Genomic DNA, 16,576 nt, shown 5'->3' on the forward strand with positions numbered 1-16,576 from the left:
GAAACTACTTTTCATCTGTTCAAGACAAGAATGGTGATCTAGTGAACCGCAGTTATTTCCTCTCGGCTCGAGCGCGCGTCCGACTGTATGTCGCACATTCGGCCCTGCTCGCCGGCGCGGCGATGTCGTCGCCGTCAACCGCACAAGTCACGGGCGGCGGCCCGCAGCGAGCCGACGGCATCGAACTCGAAGTCGCTCCGGGTGAATATTCGACGCACGAGTCCGGCCAAGACGTGCTTTCCGCGATCAACGGCGGCACGCTGACGACCCGCAGCAGGACCCGCATCTTTTCGACCGGCAACAGTTCGGCGGGTGCCGCCGCGTGGGGCAGCAAGTCGCGTGTTGTCCTTCGCGATACCGAAATCCGGACCCGCGGCAGTTCCAGCATCGGCATCGACCTTCGTAACGGCGGCAGCGCATCCGCGGAGCGCGTGTCCATCGATACCGACGGCGACTATTCGCATGGTGCGTCCATCGACGGCAACAATGCGCACCTCACGCTGTCCGACAGCGTGATCGTGACGCGCGGCAAGGAAGCAAGCGGCATCACGGCGATCCTCGCGCCGGGCGGCACCATCGACGTGTCCGACACGCTGATCCGTACCAGCGGCCTGTTCGGCACCGGCCTGTCCATCAGTTACGGCGGCGTCCGGGCGACACTGACCCGCACCGATATCCGTACGGACGGCGACTATGCGTCGGTGCTGTATCTGCCGAGCTCGTCCACCGTTGCATTCAACGACTCGTACCTGGAAACCGCCGGCGACTACGCGCTCGGCGTGGACACGCGCGAGGGCAGCGTCAAGCTCGCGCGCACGCGCGTCATCACGCACGGCAAAAGCGCGCACGGACTTTATGCATCGAAGGAATACACCGATACGCCGGTCGTCGATGCAACCGATACGTTCGTGACCACCACCGGCGCGCGCGCGATCGGCGCGATCGCCCGCCTCGGCGGCAAGTTCTCGATGACGCGCGGCGGCATCACGACGAGCGGCGAGCGCGCGCGCGGCGTGATGTCGGCCGGTACGGGCTCCGTCGCGTCGCTCGTCGATACGAGCGTCGAAACCCACGGCAAGGAAGCCGTCGCGCTTTATTCGAGCGCCGGCGGCACGATCGACCTGCTGCGGACCAGCGCGCTCGCGACTGGCGATGGCGCCCCTGCAGCGGCCGTCTACGGCGGCACGCTGACGATCGACGACGGTTCGCTGGTCAGCGAACGCCACGGCGCGATCGACGCGTCCGACGCGAACATCGCGCTGAAGAACGGCGCACGCGCCATCGGCGGCAACGGCAAGCTGCTGTCCGTCCATGCCGAGTCCGGCGCACCCGTGAGTCTGACGCTCGATTCCCGCTCCTATGCCCAGGGCGACATCGTCAACCACCCCACCGACGACGGCAGTCCGACCGATGCCATGACGGACGTCAAGCTCGCGAACGGGTCCGCGTGGACCGGCGCGACCGACGCGGTCCGCGCGCTGTCGCTGGACACGAACAGCCGCTGGACCGTCACCGCCGATTCGACGGTCGGCTCCGTCGCGCTGAACGATTCGACGATCGCATTCGACGCGCCCGCAGCCGGCGTGCCGCCGACGCCGCGCACGCTCGTCGTGACCGGCGACTATGCGGCGCGCCACGGCAAGCTCATCCTCCATACGACGCTGCAGGACGACGCATCGCCCACCGATCGCCTCGTGATCGACGGCGGCCACGCGTCGGGCGACACCGGCATCGTCATCAAGCGTTCGGGCGGCGACGGCGCACCAACGACCATCGGCATCCCGATCGTCGAAACCCGCAATGGCGGCACGACCGACGCGTCGGCCTTCACGCTCGATGTGGCATCGGACGGCTACCGGCAAGGCTTCGGCACGTTGTCTGCCGGCGGCTACGACTACATGCTCAAGCGCAGCGGCCAGGGCGGCCGGGAGGACGACTGGTATCTCGTCTCCGCGGCAAAACCCGTACCGCCGCAGCCGCCGCAGCCCCCCGGCCCCGTCGATCCCGATCCGTCGATCCGCCCGGAAATCGATCCGCCCCCCCGCACTGCCGCCCCGGAGCCGGATGCGTATCTGGCGAACGCCGATGCAGCGGCGACGATGGCAATCCACACGCTTCATCAGCGCGACGATCGCTCGCTGCGCACCGAAGCAGCTGGCGCGCTCGACGGTGCGGTCTGGCTGCGTGCCGAAGGCCAGATGACGTCGATGTCGGGCGGCCGCAGCGTGTCGGGCAACGGCCGCCTGATCCACGCGGGCGCCGACCTGCTCCGCTTCGACGACGGTCACGGCGGCAGCTTGCGGGTCGGCGCGATGGGCATGTACGGCAGCCAGACAAACTGGTCGACGCGCCCCCTGTGGAACGCGATCGAGCACCGCGTGATGAACGCCACCGCGCGCGGCAGCGTCTCCGGCTACAACGTCGGGCTGTATGGCACGTGGTACGGCAACCGCGACATCCTGACCGGCCCCTATGTCGACGCATGGTTCATGTACGGTGCGTATGCGAACAGCGTCGGCTGCAGCCTCGCGGCCGATTCGTACCGGTCACGCACCGTCACGGGCTCGCTCGAAACCGGCTATTCGTTCGGCTTCTATGAACGCGGCGACACACGATTCTTCGTCGAGCCCGAAGCGCAGCTCGTCGTATCCGACTATCGCGCGGATGCACACGGCACGGCCGGCGGCCGCATCGACGGCCAGGGCTCCACCGACGTGCTCACCCGCCTGGGTGTGCGCGTGCATGGCATAACCGCAATGCCACATGGACGCGAACTTCGGCCGTTCATCGAGGCAAACTGGTGGCACGGCCCCGGCTCGCGCTCGCTGACGCTCGATCGCAATGCGTTCTCGTTCAGCGTGCCGCGCGACCGCGCTGCCGTCCGGATCGGCGCGACCGGGCAGTTGAGCCGGCAATTCTCGATTTCGGCCAGCGTCGGCGTGGAAGGCAATCTGTCCGACTACTCGGTCGTCCGGGGGCAACTCTCGGCAAAATATCGCTGGTAAGCCGCGCAGACCGCCGGCGGGGCGTGAAATCCGCGCCCCACGGAATTCCGCTATACTCCTTCGACTGCCGCCTCCTTGGCGGCAGGTCGGAAGCGCGCCGATTTGCTGACTCGATTGCGGGCGCGCGAACCGGCTGGGGCCTTGATGCGTCTTTGTCCCCGGCAGGTTCACTACAAATGCGGCTAAAGAGGTCGTCAGCCGCGCATCTCCGACTCCGCGCATCGCCGACACCATTTAGCTGCCCAGTCATAAGGCGGAACGAATGGAATCGATCGGCATCGTCGCTCCACAGACCATGCACTTCGCCGAACCACTGCGCTTGCAAAGCGGCAGCGTGATCGGCAACTATCAGCTCGTCGTCGAGACGTACGGCGAGCTCAACGCCGCGCGTTCGAACGCGGTGCTCGTCTGCCACGCGCTCAACGCGTCGCATCACGTCGCCGGCGTCTACGCGGACGATCCGCGCAGCACCGGCTGGTGGGACAACATGGTCGGCCCGGGCAAGCCGCTCGACACCAACCGCTTCTTTGTGATCGGCGTGAACAATCTCGGCTCGTGCTTCGGCTCGACCGGCCCGATGAGCATCGACCCGTCGAGCGGCAAGCCGTATGGCGCGCGCTTTCCGGTCGTCACCGTCGAGGACTGGGTGCACGCGCAGGCGCGTGTCGCCGACGCATTCGGCATCGAGCGCTTCGCCGCGGTAATGGGCGGCAGCCTCGGCGGGATGCAGGCGCTCGCGTGGAGCCTGATGTATCCGGAGCGCGTCGCACACTGCATCGACATCGCGTCGACGCCGAAGCTGTCCGCGCAGAACATCGCGTTCAACGAGGTCGCGCGCTCGGCGATCCTGTCCGATCCCGACTTCCACGGCGGCGACTACTACGCGCACGGCGTGAAGCCCAAGCGCGGCCTGCGCGTCGCGCGGATGATCGGCCACATCACGTACCTGTCCGACGACGACATGGCCGAGAAATTCGGCCGCGCGCTGCGCCGCGCCGACGGCGCGCTCGACGCGTACAACTTCAGCTTCGACGTCGAATTCGAGGTCGAGTCGTACCTGCGCTACCAGGGCGACAAGTTCGCCGACTACTTCGACGCGAACACCTACCTGCTGATCACGCGCGCGCTCGACTACTTCGACCCGGCGAAGGCGTTCGATGGCAACCTGACGGCCGCACTCGCGCATACGCAGGCGAAATACCTGATCGCGAGCTTCTCGACCGACTGGCGTTTCGCGCCGGCCCGCTCGCGCGAGATCGTGAAGGCGCTGCTCGACAACAAACGCACGGTCAGCTACGCGGAAATCGATGCGCCGCACGGCCACGACGCGTTCCTGCTCGACGACGCGCGCTATCACAACCTGATCCGCGCGTATTACGAACGAATCGCCAACGAGGTGGGCGCATGAACCAGCAAGCGCTGAATTCCCTGTCCGCGCGCGCGGACTTCCGCACGATCGCGCGCTGGGTCGAACCGCGCTCGACGGTGCTCGACCTCGGCTGCGGCGACGGCTCGCTGCTCGCGCTGCTGATGGAAGAACTGGACGTGACCGGCTACGGGATCGAGCTCAACGACGCGGGCGTGCTCGCGAGCGCGAAGAACCGCATCAACGTGATCCAGCAGAACCTCGAGGACGGCCTGCGCCTGTTCGAGGATCACAGCTTCGACATCGCGATCCTGTCGCAGACGCTGCAGACGATTCACCAGACGGCCGCGATCCTGCGCGAAACCGCGCGAGTCGGACGCGAATGCATCGTGTCGTTCCCGAACTTCGGCTACTGGGCGCACCGGCTGTCGGTGCTGAACGGCCGGATGCCGGTGTCGAAGTCACTGCCTTACCAGTGGCACAACACACCGAACGTCCGGGTGCTGACGATCGAGGATTTCGAGGCGCTCGCGCCGGAAGTCGGCGTCACGATCCTCGACCGCGTCGTGCTGCACGAAGGCCAGCCGATTCGATGGGGAGCGAACTGGCGTGGTAGTCTTGCTGTCTATCGCGTCAAGCGCAGCTGAGCCGGGGAGCCGTTGACGGACGCCGACGGCCCGCACGCACGTGCGGCCGCGCCGCTGCGCTACCCGCGCCGCCGCCTGCGCTGCCGCCGCAATCAGTCAACGCTACCCAGTTCCATTCCATGTCCAAAACGCCACACGAGGCGCCCGCGCTCACCGCTCACGAGGATCACCCCGGCTGGCGAGCCTATCTGAACACGCACATGCTGATCTGCGTGTTCCTCGGGTTCACGTCCGGTCTGCCCCTGTTCACGCTCGTCTACCTCGTGCAGGCATGGCTGCGCTCCGAAGGCGTGAACCTGAAGGAAATCGGCCTGTTCGCGCTGATCCAGTTCCCGTATACGTGGAAGTTCCTGTGGGCGCCGCTGATGGACCGCTACATCCCGCGCCTGCCCGGCTGGCGGCCGGGCCGCCGGCGCGGCTGGCTGCTCCTCACGCAGCTGCTGGTCGCGGGCGCGATCGCCACGCTCGGCTTCGTGTCGCCGCGCGACTCGATCTGGACGGTCGCCGCGCTCACCACGCTCGTCGCGTTCTTCGGGGCGAGCGCCGACATCGTGATCGACGCGTACCGCCGCGAACTGCTGCGCGACACCGAGCAGGGCCTCGGCAACGCGGTGCACGTGAACGCCTACAAGCTCGCCGCGCTGATTCCCGGCTCGCTGGCGCTGATCCTGTCCGACCACATGCCGTGGGACGCCGTGTTCGCAATCACCGGCGCATTCATGCTGCCGGGCATCCTGATGACGCTCGTCGTGCGCGAGCCCGAAGTGGTCGGCACGCCGCCGCGCAACCTGCGCGACGCGATCGTGCTGCCGTTCCGCGAATTCATCCAGCGCGACGGCTGGACCGGCGCGCTGCTGGTCATCGCGTTCATCTTCCTGTTCAAGATCGGCGACACGATGGCGACCACGCTGTCGACGTCGTTCTTCCTCGACATCGGCTTCACGCGCACCGAGATCGGCATCGTCGCCAAAACCACCGCGCTCGTCGCGAGCGTCGCCGGCGGCATCATCGGCGGCGTGTGGCTCGTGAAGATCGGGATCGGCCGCGGGCTGTGGATCTTCGGCGCGCTGCAGATGGTGTCGACCCTCGGCTTCGCGTGGCTCGCGCAGCTCGGCCCCGGCTCGCCCGTGCTGGCCATGCTGTACGACTTCACGGTATCGACGAGCCATGCGATCGCGTCGGCGCTGTCGGTGTTCGGCATCGTCGTCACGCCGCAGTTCAGCCCGATGACGGTCGCGCTCGCGATCGTCTACGGCGTCGAAACTTTCACCACCGGCCTGACGATGGCCGCGTTCGTCGCGTACATCGCGAGCACGACCGACCCGCGCTACACGGCCACGCAGTTCGCGCTGTTCACGAGCCTCGCGTCCGTGCCGCGCACGCTCGCCTCGGCCGCGAGCGGCTTCATCGTCGCGAAGATCGGCTGGTTCGACTACTTCATCGTGTGCACCGCGCTCGCGATCCCCGGCATGCTGCTGCTGTTCAAGATCGCGCCGTGGAACGGTGTCGCGCGCAACGGCGAGGCGAGCCGTGCGCAATGATCGCCTGCTTCGCGCCGCACGCGTCGCCGCCGCACTGAGCGCCGGCGTCGCGGCGCTCGGTGCGGCGGCAAGCGTGCATGCGACCGACGCCGGTGCAGCCGCGGCCGGCTCCGCGCCCGCCACCGCGGCGGCTGCGCCGTCCACGCCGGCGGCCATCGGTGCGCCGTCTGCCGCCGAAGCCGCGCAGCCGAGCGGCGCGGCCGTGCCGACGAAAGCCTATACGCCGACGTCGCAGCAGGTCCGCTACGGCAATGCGATCGCGTTCCGCACGCTGATCCCGTCGCCGCTGCTCGAACAGGTGACCGCGAGCGAATACGCGCAGATCGTGCAAGCGGCCGCCGACAGCGACCGCCTGCTGCCCGCGAACCAGCCGCGCGTGAAACGCCTGCGCGCGATCGTACTGAAGCTGGCGCCGTATTCGGTGAAGTGGAACGATCGCGTGAAGAACTGGGCGTGGGACGTCAACGTGATCCGCTCGCGTGACATCCGCATCGCGTGCCTGCCGGGCGGCAAGGTGCTCGTGTACGGCGGGATGCTCGATCGCGTCCGCCTGAACGACGACGAACTCGGCGTGCTGATCGCGCACGGCATCGCCCATGCGCTGCGCGAACACGCGCGCAGCAATCTCAGCACGGCGTCGCAAACGTCGCTGCGCGCGGCCTCGCTGCCGCCACTGTTCGGCGTCGGCGATCCACTGCCGCAGGCGCTGAACCTCGGCGCACGTCTGCAGACGCTGCGCTACGACCCGACCGACGAGACCGAAGCCGACGTGATCGGCGGCGACATCGCCGCCCGCGCGGGCTTCGATCCGCGCGCGGCGATCACGCTGTGGGACAAGCTCGCGGCGGCGACGCGCGCGAACAAGACGTCGGGTTTCATCTACATGCACCCGTACGGCGCGACGCGGCGGCAGGATCTGCTGAACCGCCTGCAGGACCTGATGCCGCTGTATGCGAAGGCGACGGGCAAGCGCGTCGACACGCTGCCCGACTATGCGGGCATCAGCGCGCAGCGGCGCAAGATCGTGCGGCGCTGAGCGTCGCAGGCCGCGGCTTTCCCTCGGGCATTGCCGGCGCGTGACGCGGCGCTACGCGCCGACGTCCGATTCGACCGGCCGGCTGCCGCTCTCGCGCATCCAGCGCACTTCGTCACAGGGGCTGCGGCCGAACAGCCGCTTGAACTCGCGGCTGAACTGCGACGCGCTCGCATAGCCGACCCGCGCGGCGGCGGCACCCGCGCCGACGCCGTCCTGCACCATCATCAAGCGCGCCTGGTGCAGGCGCGCGGCCTTCACATACTGCATCGGCGACGTCGCCGTCACGTGCTTGAACTGCGCGTGGAACACCGCGAGGCTCATCCCGGCCTCGCGCGCGAGCGTCTCGACATCGAGATCGGCCTTCAGGTCCGCATGGATGCGCCGCAGCGCCTTCGCGACGCGGCCGAAATGATGCTGCTGGGCGAGCGCCGCGCGAATCGCGTCGCCCTGTGCACCGGTCAGCACGCGGTACGCGATCTCGCGCATGATCGCCGGCCCGAGCACGCACGTGTCGTGCGGCGACGCGAGCGCTTCGAGGAGCCGCACCACCGCGTCGGCGAGCGGCGCATCGAGCGGCGTCGAATAGACGCCGTGCGGCTCGCTGACCGCCGCACCGAGCGTCTCGTCGAGCAGGATCGCGAGTTCGGCGATCACCGCGAGATCGACGCGGATCGAGATCGCGAGAAACGGCTCGTCCATGCTCGCGAAGGTTTCGCATTCGAACGGCAGCGGCACCGACAGCACGAGATACTGCTGCGCGTCGTAGACGAACGAGCGGTCGCCGAGATAGCCGAGCTTGCGGCCCTGGCACACGACGATGATGCTCGGCTCGTACAGCACCGGCATGCGCGGCACGGGACGGCTCACGCGGATGAAGCGCACGCCGTCGAGCGCCGCCAGCGTATCGCCCTCGTTCGGCGCCAGGCTCGAATGCAGCTCGATCATGCGGCGCCGCACACGGTCGCCCATATCGTCGAAAAGGGGCTGGAAGCTCATCGGCGTCGTCCTGTCCGGCAAGAGAATCTGGCTTGCAATGTAGCACTTTGAAAGCATTTTGACGGCCGTTCGCGCGAAATTCGAGAGGAATGGGCAAATCTTCGAGACCTTCGTGTATTTCGCCGCGGCGGCTCGCTCCGTACGATGGGCACCTGTCTCGCCGCGTCGCCACATGGTGCGGCGGCAGTCTGTTTCGCCGGATGTTTTCCCGGACAAGGAGCCCCCTGCATGAGCACAACCTACGCTTACGCGGCGACCGATGCGCAATCGCCGCTCGCCCCGTTCGAATTCCAGCGCCGCGCGCTGCGCGACCTCGACGTCCAGATCGAGGTGCTGTACTGCGGCGTCTGCCACTCGGACCTGCACCAGGCCCGCAACGAATGGCGCAACACGATCTACCCGGTCGTGCCGGGCCATGAAATCGTCGGCCGCGTGACCGCGACCGGCCCGCAGGTGTCGCGCTTCAAGGTCGGCGAGCTGGTCGGCGTCGGCTGTCTCGTCGATTCGTGCCGCACCTGCCCGAGCTGCGCGGAAGGCCTCGAACAGTATTGCGAGAACGGCTTCGTCGGCACCTACAACGGCCAGGACCGCGTGACGGGCGACATCACGTACGGCGGCTATTCGACCCAGCTCGTCGTCGACGAGGCGTTCGTGCTGCGCGTGCCCGAGACGCTGGACCCGGCCGGCGCCGCGCCGCTGCTGTGCGCGGGGATCACGACCTACTCGCCGCTGCGCCAGTGGAATGTCGGGCCCGGCAAGAAAGTCGGGATCGTCGGCCTCGGCGGGCTCGGCCACATGGGCGTGAAGCTCGCGCGCGCGATGGGTGCGCACGTCGTGCTGTTCACGACCTCGCCGTCGAAGATCGAGGACGGCAAGCGGCTCGGCGCGCACGAAGTGGTGATCTCGAAGGACGAAGCGCAGATGAACGCGCACCTGAACAGCTTCGACTTCATCCTGAACACGGTGGCCGCGCAGCACGACCTGAACCCGTTCCTGCACCTGCTGAAGCGCGACGGCACGATGACGCTCGTCGGCGCGCCGGAGCACGACCACCCGTCGCCGCAGGTGTTCAACCTGATCTTCAAGCGCCGCCGCCTCGCGGGCTCGCTGATCGGCGGGATCGCGGAAACGCAGGAAATGCTCGACTTCTGCGCGGAGCACGGCATCACGTCGGACATCGAAACGATTCCGATGCAGCAGATCAATGCCGCTTACGAGCGGATGCTCAAGAGCGACGTGAAGTATCGGTTCGTGGTGGACATGGCGTCGCTCAAGCAGTAAGGCAGTAAGCGACGCCCCCAAGCGAAACGGGCCGCATGTTCGACATGCGGCCCGTTTTGCATCCGGCAACCGATTGGCTCGGCTGCTACGCGCATCGCGTAGCGCCGACGATCACTTCTTGTAGTCGTAATCGACCGTCAGCGGCGCGTGATCGCTGAACTTGATGTCCTTGAAGATCGACGTGCGCTTCGCGGTGCCGGCCACGCCCGGCGTCGCGATCTGGTAATCGATCCGCCACCCGACGTTCTTCGCGTACGCCTGGCCGCGGTTGCTCCACCACGTGTACTGCTCGGGGCGCGGGTCGAGCGTGCGGAATACGTCGACATAGCCGACATCGTCGAACAGCTGCGTGAGCCACGCGCGCTCTTCCGGCAGGCAGCCCGAGTTCTTCTGGTTGCTCTTCCAGTTCTTGATGTCGATTTCCTTGTGGACGATGTTCACGTCACCGCACAGGATCACCTCGCGCTTGCTCTTCAGCTCGGCGAGATGCGGCATGAACTCGTCCATGAAGCGGTACTTCGCCTGCTGACGCTCTTCGCCGCTCGAGCCGGACGGCACGTACACCGACACGACCGACAGCTTGCCGTAGCGCGCCTCGACATAGCGCCCCTCGGCATCGAATTCGCTGCTGCCGAAGCCGATGATCACGTCATCGGGCTCGTGGCGGCTGTACACGCCCGCGCCGCTGTAGCCCTTCTTCTCGGCGTGGTGGAAATAGCTCCTGAAGCCATGCGGCTCGACGAAGTCGGCCGGCAGGTCGTCGGCCGATACCTTGATTTCCTGCACGCACACGCAGTCGGCGTTCTGTTCGCCGAGCCATTCGAAAAAGCCCTTCTTCGCGGCGGAGCGGATGCCGTTCAGGTTGGCGGTAATCACTCGCATCATGTCGGGTTCCGTTGTTCAGTTCAGTTCGATGTGTTTGACAGGATCGCAGCCTAGCGGATCTTCACGCCTTCGAGCTCCGGCTTCGGCGGCGGGAATTCGAGCTTCATGTCGGTCATCGCGCGCAGCAGCAGCTCGGCGATCATCACGTTGCGATGGGTTTTCGAGTTCGCCGGGATCACGTACCACGGCGCATGCTCGGCCGACGTCGCGGCGAGCGCGTCGCGGTACGCCGACTGGTATGCATCCCAGTGCTTGCGCGCGTCGAGATCGGAGATGTCGAATTTCCAGTGCTTGGTCGGATCGTCGATGCGTGCCTGCAGCCGCTCGCGCTGCTCGTCCTTCGAGATGTGCAGGAAGCACTTGACGATCGTCGTGCCGTTCTCCGCGAGCATCGTCTCGAAATCGCGGATCTGCCGGTAGCGGCGCTCGCATTCCTTGTCGCTGATGAGCTCGAGCACGCGCGGCACGAGTACGTCCTCGTAGTGGCTACGGTTGAAGATCGCGAGTTCGCCCGCGGCCGGCACCTGCGCGTGCACGCGCCACAGGAAATCGTGCGCGGCCTCGATCGGCGTCGGCGCCTTGAACGGCACGATGCGCAGGCCGAGCGGATCGACGTCGCGAAACACCGCGCGCACGGTACCGTCCTTGCCGCTGGTGTCCATCCCCTGCAGCACGAGCAGCACGCGCTTCTTCTGCTGCGTGTGCAGGCGCTCCTGCTGCACGTCGAGCTCCGTCGACACGGCGGTGAGCCGTTCGCGGTCGGCATCCTTCGACCCCGCCGAGAACGGCTTCGCAGCCGGATCGAACGCATCGAGCTTGAATGCGGCAGCTTCCTTGTCACGCGTGCTGTACGGCACGCGGAAATCGTCGAGCGACGGTTGTTTCGCCATTCGTTCCTCCGTTGGACGGTGCGATGCACACGCGCACACGATAACGCATGCACCAAAGCGACGGGCCGCCCCGAACAGGTTCGGCGGCGGCCCGTCGTCAGGCGCGGTTCAGACGCGCGGCCATGTTCAGCCGAGCTTCTTCTTCAGCAGTTCGTTGACCTGCTGCGGATTGGCCTTGCCCTTGGTCGCCTTCATCGCCTGGCCGATCAGCGCGTTGAACGCCTTTTCCTTGCCCGCGCGGAATTCCTCGACCGACTTCGCGTTCGCCGCGAGCACCTCGTCGATGATCGCTTCCAGCGCGCCGGTGTCGGAGATCTGCTTCAGGCCCTTCGCGTCGATGATGCGGTCGGCCGCGGCGTCGTCGGTCGCCTTCTCGTCCCAGATCGCCGAGAAGATTTCCTTCGCGATCTTGTTCGAGATCGTGCCGTCGGCGATGCGTTGCAGCACCAGCGCGAGCTGTGCTGCCGAGACCGGAATCGCGTCGATCTCGATGCCGTCGCGGTTCAACTGCGACGACACGTCGCCCATCAGCCAGTTCGCGGCGATCTTCGCGTTCGCCGCGCCGGCCTTCGCGACCACGGCCTCGAAGTACGCGGCCATCGCCTTGCTCGACGTCAGCACGCCGGCGTCGTACGCGGACACGCCATATTGCTCGACGAAGCGCTGCTGCATCGCGGCCGGCAGTTCGGGCATCCCGGCCTGCACGCGCTCGATCCAGTCCTGGCCGATCACGAGCGGCATCAGGTCGGGGTCGGGGAAGTAGCGGTAGTCGTGCGCGTCTTCCTTGCTGCGCATCGAACGCGTCTCGCGCTTGTCCGGATCGTAGAGGCGCGTTTCCTGCACGACTTCGCCGCCGTCCTCGATCAGCTCGATCTGGCGACGCACTTCGTAGTTGATCGCTTCTTCAAGGAACCGGAACGAGTTCAGGTTCTTGATTTCCGCGCGCGTGCCGAACTTTTCCTGGCCGACCGGTCGCACCGACACGTTCGCGTCGCAGCGGAACGAGCCTTCCTGCATGTTGCCGTCGCAGATGCCGAGCCACACGACGAGCGCGTGCAGCGACTTCGCATACGCGACCGCCTCGGCCGCGCTGCGCATTTCCGGCTCGGTGACGATCTCGAGCAGCGGCGTGCCCGCGCGGTTCAGGTCGATCCCGGTCATGCCGGCGAAGTCTTCATGCAGCGACTTGCCCGCATCTTCCTCGAGGTGCGCGCGGGTCAGGTTGACCGTCTTCTCGTACGCTTGCTTGCCGGCCTTTTCGTTGGCCGGCACCTGGATCGTGATCTGGCCGCCCTGCACGACCGGAATCTCGTACTGGCTGATCTGATAGCCCTTCGGCAGATCGGGGTAGAAATAATTCTTGCGCGCGAAGATGCTGCGCGGCGCGATGGTCGAGCCGATCGCGAGGCCGAAGCGGATCGCGCGCTCGACCGCGCCGCGGTTCAGCACCGGCAGCACGCCCGGCAGCGCCAGATCGACCGGGCACGCCTGCGTGTTCGGCTCAGCGCCGAATTGCGTCGGCGCGCCGGAGAAAATCTTCGAGACGGTCGACAGTTGCGCGTGCGTCTCGAGACCGATGACGACTTCCCATTGAGTCATATGCTTACACCCCCGCCGGAACTTGCTTGTGCCAGTCGGTCGCGCGCTGGAACGCGTCGGCGACCTGCAGCATCCGGGCTTCGTTGAAATAGTTGCCGATGATCTGCAGACCGACCGGGCGCTTCGCGTTCGCGCCCGCGCCGAAGCCGCACGGCACGCTCATGCCGGGCAGGCCGGCGAGGCTCACCGACAGCGTGTAGATATCCGCGAGATACATCTGCACCGGATCGTCGCCCTTCGAGCCGAGATCCCATGCGACCGTCGGCGAGGCCGGGCCCATGATCACGTCACAGGACTTGAACGCTTCCTGGAAATCCTGCGCGATGATGCGGCGGATCTTCTGCGCCTGCAGGTAGTACGCGTCGTAGTAGCCGTGCGACAGCACGTAAGCGCCGACGAGAATCCGGCGCTTCACCTCGGGGCCGAAGCCTTCGGCGCGCGACTTCTTGTACATGTCGAGCAGGTCGCCATACTGCGCGGCGCGGTGGCCGAAGCGCACGCCGTCGAAACGCGACAGGTTCGACGACGCCTCGGCCGGCGCGATCACGTAGTACACGGGGATCGACAATTCGGTTTTCGGCAGCGACACGGGCACGAGCGTCGCGCCGAGTGCCTCGTACTGCTTGAGCGCCGCGTCGATCGACGCACGCACGTCGTCGGCGAGGCCGTCGCCGAAATACTCGTTCGGCAGACCGATGCGCAGCCCCGCGAGCGGCTTGCCCGCATCGTTGCCGGCCGCCCACGGCTGGCCGAGGTGGCGCGTGAAATCCTCGTCTTCACGCTCGAGGCTCGTCGAGTCGCGCTCGTCGAAGCCGGACATCGCGTTCAGCAGCAGCGCGCAGTCGGACGCGCTCTGCGCCATCGGGCCGCCCTGGTCGAGCGACGACGCGAATGCGATCATCCCGTAGCGCGACACGCGGCCGTAGGTCGGCTTGATGCCCGTCACGCCCGCGAACGACGCGGGCTGGCGGATCGAGCCGCCGGTGTCGGTGCCGGTCGCGGCCGGGGCGAGGCGCGCGGCGACGGCGGCCGAGCTGCCGCCCGAGCTGCCGCCCGGCACCGCGTTGGTATCCCACGGGTTCTTCACCGCGCCGAACGCGGAGTTCTCGTTCGACGAGCCCATCGCGAACTCGTCCATGTTGGTCTTGCCGAGCGTGACCATGCCGGCCGCCTGCAGGCGGGCGACGACGGTCGCGTCGAACGGGCTCTCGTAGTTCGCGAGCATCTTCGAGCCGGCGGTCGAGCGCCAGCCGCGCGTGACGAACACGTCCTTGTGCGCGATCGGCAGGCCGGTCAGCGCGCCGCCCGCGCCGCGCGCGAGTTCGGCGTCGGCGGCCTTCGCCTGCGCAAGGGTGAGGTCGGCGTCGACGTGGACAAACGCGTTCAGGTCGCGTGCCGCGTCGATCCGTTTCAGGTAGAGCTGCGCGAGCTCGACGGCCGAGCATTCCTTGGCGGCGAGCGCGGCGCGCAGTTCGGTCAGGCTTTTTGCGTGCATTGAGTGGTTTTCCTGGGAATTCTGGGTGGCGCGCGGCGCGGCGCCGGCGCGCTTGTCATCGAATGCTTACTCGATCACCTTCGGCACCAGATAGAGGCCGTCCTGGACGGCCGGCGCCGGACGCTGGTTGTCGTCGCGATTGACGACTTCCGTCACGGCGTCGTCGCGCAGGCGCTGCGCGACTTCCTGGATCTGTTCGATCGGGTGGGCGAGCGGCGCGATGCCGGCGGTGTCGACCGCCTGCATCTGTTCGACGAGGCCGAAGAATTCATTGAGCTGGCCGAGCATGTGCTCGGCGTCGGCGTCGGCCATTTCGAGTCGCGCCAGGTGCGCGATGCGTTTCACATCGGTCAGGGTCAGGGCCATGCGATCACCGGAAAAACAAGGCTGCGCGGCGCATCAAAAGCAGCGCCGCGGCGGGGGGTTGGAGGGTGCGATCCCACCCTCAAAAATCGGGGCCGAAGCGGCAAAAATACCGCCCGTTTCGATTCAAATACCGTGAAATTATAAGGTATCATTACGCGTTCGACCCAAACCCGGCAGCCTTTTCCCGCACCGTTTCGCCTCGTTTCGGCAAGCCGTGCGTGCTTCGTGCGATCCCCGGTAGACATCACTCGCAGCTTCGTGCGCCGCGGCGGCCGCTTCCGCCACGCTTCCCGAGGCTGTTATTTTTTCCGCTGCCGCCCTCAGCGCTCGCTATGCAGGGCCGGCCCAGAGCGAAACAGGATTCTGAATGTTCGGTTTTTTGCGCAGCTACTTCTCCAACGATCTCGCGATCGACCTCGGCACCGCAAACACCCTGATCTACATGCGCGGCAAGGGCATCGTGCTCGATGAGCCCTCCGTCGTGTCGATTCGCCAGGAAGGCGGCCCCAACGGCAAGAAAACGATCCAGGCGGTCGGCAAGGAAGCCAAGCAGATGCTCGGCAAGGTGCCGGGCAACATCGAGGCAATCCGCCCGATGAAGGACGGCGTGATCGCCGACTTCACCGTCACCGAGCAGATGATCAAGCAGTTCATCAAGACGGCGCACGAGTCGCGCATGTTCTCGCCTTCGCCGCGCATCATCATCTGCGTGCCGTGCGGCTCGACCCAGGTCGAGCGCCGCGCGATCAAGGAAGCGGCGCACGGCGCCGGCGCATCGCAGGTCTACCTGATCGAGGAGCCGATGGCGGCCGCGATCGGCGCGGGCCTGCCGGTGTCGGAAGCCACCGGCTCGATGGTCGTCGACATCGGCGGCGGCACGACCGAAGTCGGCGTGATCTCGCTCGGCGGCATCGTGTACAAGGGCTCGGTGCGCGTCGGCGGCGACAAGTTCGACGAAGCGATCGTCAACTACATCCGCCGCAATTACGGGATGCTGATCGGCGAGCAAACCGCCGAGGCGATCAAGAAGGAAATCGGCTCCGCGTTCCCGGGCTCCGAAGTCAAGGAAATGGAAGTGAAGGGCCGCAACCTGTCGGAAGGCATTCCGCGCAGCTTCACGATCTCGAGCAACGAAATCCTCGAAGCACTGACCGATCCGCTGAACCAGATCGTGTCGTCGGTGAAGATCGCCCTCGAGCAGACGCCGCCGGAACTCGGCGCCGACATCGCCGAGCGCGGGATGATGCTGACGGGCGGCGGCGCGCTGCTGCGCGACCTCGATCGCCTGCTGGCGGAAGAAACCGGCCTGCCGGTGCTCGTCGCCGAAGACCCGCTCACCTGCGTCGTGCGCGGCTCGGGCATGGCGCTCGAGCGCATGGACAAGCTGGGCAGCATCTTCTCGTACGAGTGATCGCCGAGTGATCGCCTAAGCAGTCCCGTTTGATATGACGCACTCGCGGCGTGGCCGG

General features: G+C 66.7%; 13 protein-coding genes. 7 read left to right on the forward strand and 6 right to left on the reverse strand.

Annotated features, from left to right (window positions below; all coding sequences use genetic code 11):
- Positions 1-122 precede the first annotated feature (122 nt).
- From LMA02_RS16050 to LMA02_RS16070, 5 genes are all read left to right on the forward strand, one after another.
- A complete protein-coding gene (locus LMA02_RS16050; RefSeq protein WP_228906204.1) occupies positions 123-3,005 on the forward strand; it encodes an autotransporter outer membrane beta-barrel domain-containing protein in 2,883 nt (960 codons plus the stop codon).
- Between the two features lie 262 nt (positions 3,006-3,267).
- The gene (gene metX, locus LMA02_RS16055) at positions 3,268-4,413 is read left to right on the forward strand and encodes a homoserine O-succinyltransferase MetX (protein ID WP_228906205.1); all 1,146 of its coding nucleotides are present in this window, start codon (positions 3,268-3,270) and stop codon (positions 4,411-4,413) included.
- Positions 4,410-5,018, forward strand: coding sequence for a methionine biosynthesis protein MetW (gene metW / locus LMA02_RS16060; RefSeq protein ID WP_166724776.1), 609 nt, complete (start codon positions 4,410-4,412; stop codon positions 5,016-5,018). The genes metX and metW overlap by 4 nt, the downstream gene beginning before the upstream one ends.
- 119 nt (positions 5,019-5,137) lie before the next feature.
- Complete coding sequence (locus tag LMA02_RS16065; RefSeq protein WP_228906206.1) at positions 5,138-6,559, forward strand: AmpG family muropeptide MFS transporter; 1,422 nt, start codon at positions 5,138-5,140, stop codon at positions 6,557-6,559.
- Positions 6,549-7,595 carry a M48 family metallopeptidase gene (locus LMA02_RS16070; protein ID WP_228906208.1) on the forward strand — a complete coding sequence of 349 codons (1,047 nt, stop codon included), beginning with the start codon at positions 6,549-6,551 and terminating at the stop codon, positions 7,593-7,595. Before LMA02_RS16065 ends, LMA02_RS16070 begins: the two co-directional genes overlap by 11 nt.
- 51 nt (positions 7,596-7,646) lie before the next feature.
- Here the strand turns inward: LMA02_RS16070 and LMA02_RS16075 are convergent, their stop codons facing one another.
- Complete coding sequence (locus tag LMA02_RS16075; protein WP_228906211.1) at positions 7,647-8,591, reverse strand: AraC family transcriptional regulator; 945 nt, start codon at positions 8,589-8,591, stop codon at positions 7,647-7,649.
- Between the two features lie 228 nt (positions 8,592-8,819).
- Between LMA02_RS16075 and LMA02_RS16080 the strand changes: the two genes are divergently transcribed.
- Positions 8,820-9,872 (forward strand): NAD(P)-dependent alcohol dehydrogenase, encoded by a 1,053-nt coding sequence (locus LMA02_RS16080; RefSeq protein WP_006755229.1) that lies wholly within the window; start codon positions 8,820-8,822, stop codon positions 9,870-9,872.
- A gap of 111 nt (positions 9,873-9,983) precedes the next feature.
- Here the strand turns inward: LMA02_RS16080 and LMA02_RS16085 are convergent, their stop codons facing one another.
- The 5 genes from LMA02_RS16085 to gatC form a co-directional block, all read right to left on the reverse strand.
- Positions 9,984-10,757: an exodeoxyribonuclease III gene (locus LMA02_RS16085; protein WP_228906213.1), complete on the reverse strand. Its 774-nt coding sequence runs from the start codon at positions 10,755-10,757 to the stop codon at positions 9,984-9,986.
- Positions 10,758-10,807: 50 nt separating this feature from the next.
- A complete protein-coding gene (locus tag LMA02_RS16090; RefSeq protein WP_228906216.1) occupies positions 10,808-11,647 on the reverse strand; it encodes a polyphosphate kinase 2 family protein in 840 nt (279 codons plus the stop codon).
- A gap of 126 nt (positions 11,648-11,773) precedes the next feature.
- Positions 11,774-13,246: an Asp-tRNA(Asn)/Glu-tRNA(Gln) amidotransferase subunit GatB gene (gene gatB, locus LMA02_RS16095; RefSeq protein ID WP_228906217.1), complete on the reverse strand. Its 1,473-nt coding sequence runs from the start codon at positions 13,244-13,246 to the stop codon at positions 11,774-11,776.
- Between the two features lie 4 nt (positions 13,247-13,250).
- A complete protein-coding gene (gatA, locus tag LMA02_RS16100; RefSeq protein WP_175665899.1) occupies positions 13,251-14,741 on the reverse strand; it encodes an Asp-tRNA(Asn)/Glu-tRNA(Gln) amidotransferase subunit GatA in 1,491 nt (496 codons plus the stop codon).
- A gap of 66 nt (positions 14,742-14,807) precedes the next feature.
- Positions 14,808-15,107, reverse strand: coding sequence for an Asp-tRNA(Asn)/Glu-tRNA(Gln) amidotransferase subunit GatC (gatC, locus tag LMA02_RS16105; protein WP_006477478.1), 300 nt, complete (start codon positions 15,105-15,107; stop codon positions 14,808-14,810).
- Positions 15,108-15,474: 367 nt separating this feature from the next.
- Here gatC and LMA02_RS16110 point away from each other — a divergent pair, with 367 nt between their 5' ends.
- On the forward strand, positions 15,475-16,518 hold the full coding sequence (locus LMA02_RS16110) for a rod shape-determining protein (protein ID WP_004189550.1): 1,044 nt from the start codon (positions 15,475-15,477) through the stop codon (positions 16,516-16,518).
- Positions 16,519-16,576 lie beyond the last annotated feature (58 nt).

The organism is Burkholderia sp. B21-005, from assembly GCF_020843965.1.
GTDB classification, from domain to species: domain Bacteria; phylum Pseudomonadota; class Gammaproteobacteria; order Burkholderiales; family Burkholderiaceae; genus Burkholderia; species Burkholderia ambifaria.

Bases quoted from the DNA above. Each gene is read 5' to 3' on its own strand.
- LMA02_RS16065 (WP_228906206.1), top strand. From the start codon at position 5,138: ATGTCCAAAACGCCACACGAGGCGCCCGCGCTCACCGCTCACGAGGAT.
- LMA02_RS16085 (WP_228906213.1), bottom strand. From the start codon at position 10,757: ATGATGCGAGTGATTACCGCCAACCTGAACGGCATCCGCTCCGCCGCG.
- metW (WP_166724776.1), top strand. From the start codon at position 4,410: ATGAACCAGCAAGCGCTGAATTCCCTGTCCGCGCGCGCGGACTTCCGC.
- gatB (WP_228906217.1), bottom strand. From the start codon at position 13,246: ATGACTCAATGGGAAGTCGTCATCGGTCTCGAGACGCACGCGCAACTG.
- LMA02_RS16080 (WP_006755229.1), top strand. From the start codon at position 8,820: ATGAGCACAACCTACGCTTACGCGGCGACCGATGCGCAATCGCCGCTC.
- LMA02_RS16090 (WP_228906216.1), bottom strand. From the start codon at position 11,647: ATGGCGAAACAACCGTCGCTCGACGATTTCCGCGTGCCGTACAGCACG.
- LMA02_RS16075 (WP_228906211.1), bottom strand. From the start codon at position 8,591: ATGAGCTTCCAGCCCCTTTTCGACGATATGGGCGACCGTGTGCGGCGC.
- gatA (WP_175665899.1), bottom strand. From the start codon at position 14,741: ATGCACGCAAAAAGCCTGACCGAACTGCGCGCCGCGCTCGCCGCCAAG.
- LMA02_RS16050 (WP_228906204.1), top strand. From the start codon at position 123: ATGTCGTCGCCGTCAACCGCACAAGTCACGGGCGGCGGCCCGCAGCGA.
- metX (WP_228906205.1), top strand. From the start codon at position 3,268: ATGGAATCGATCGGCATCGTCGCTCCACAGACCATGCACTTCGCCGAA.
- LMA02_RS16110 (WP_004189550.1), top strand. From the start codon at position 15,475: ATGTTCGGTTTTTTGCGCAGCTACTTCTCCAACGATCTCGCGATCGAC.
- gatC (WP_006477478.1), bottom strand. From the start codon at position 15,107: ATGGCCCTGACCCTGACCGATGTGAAACGCATCGCGCACCTGGCGCGA.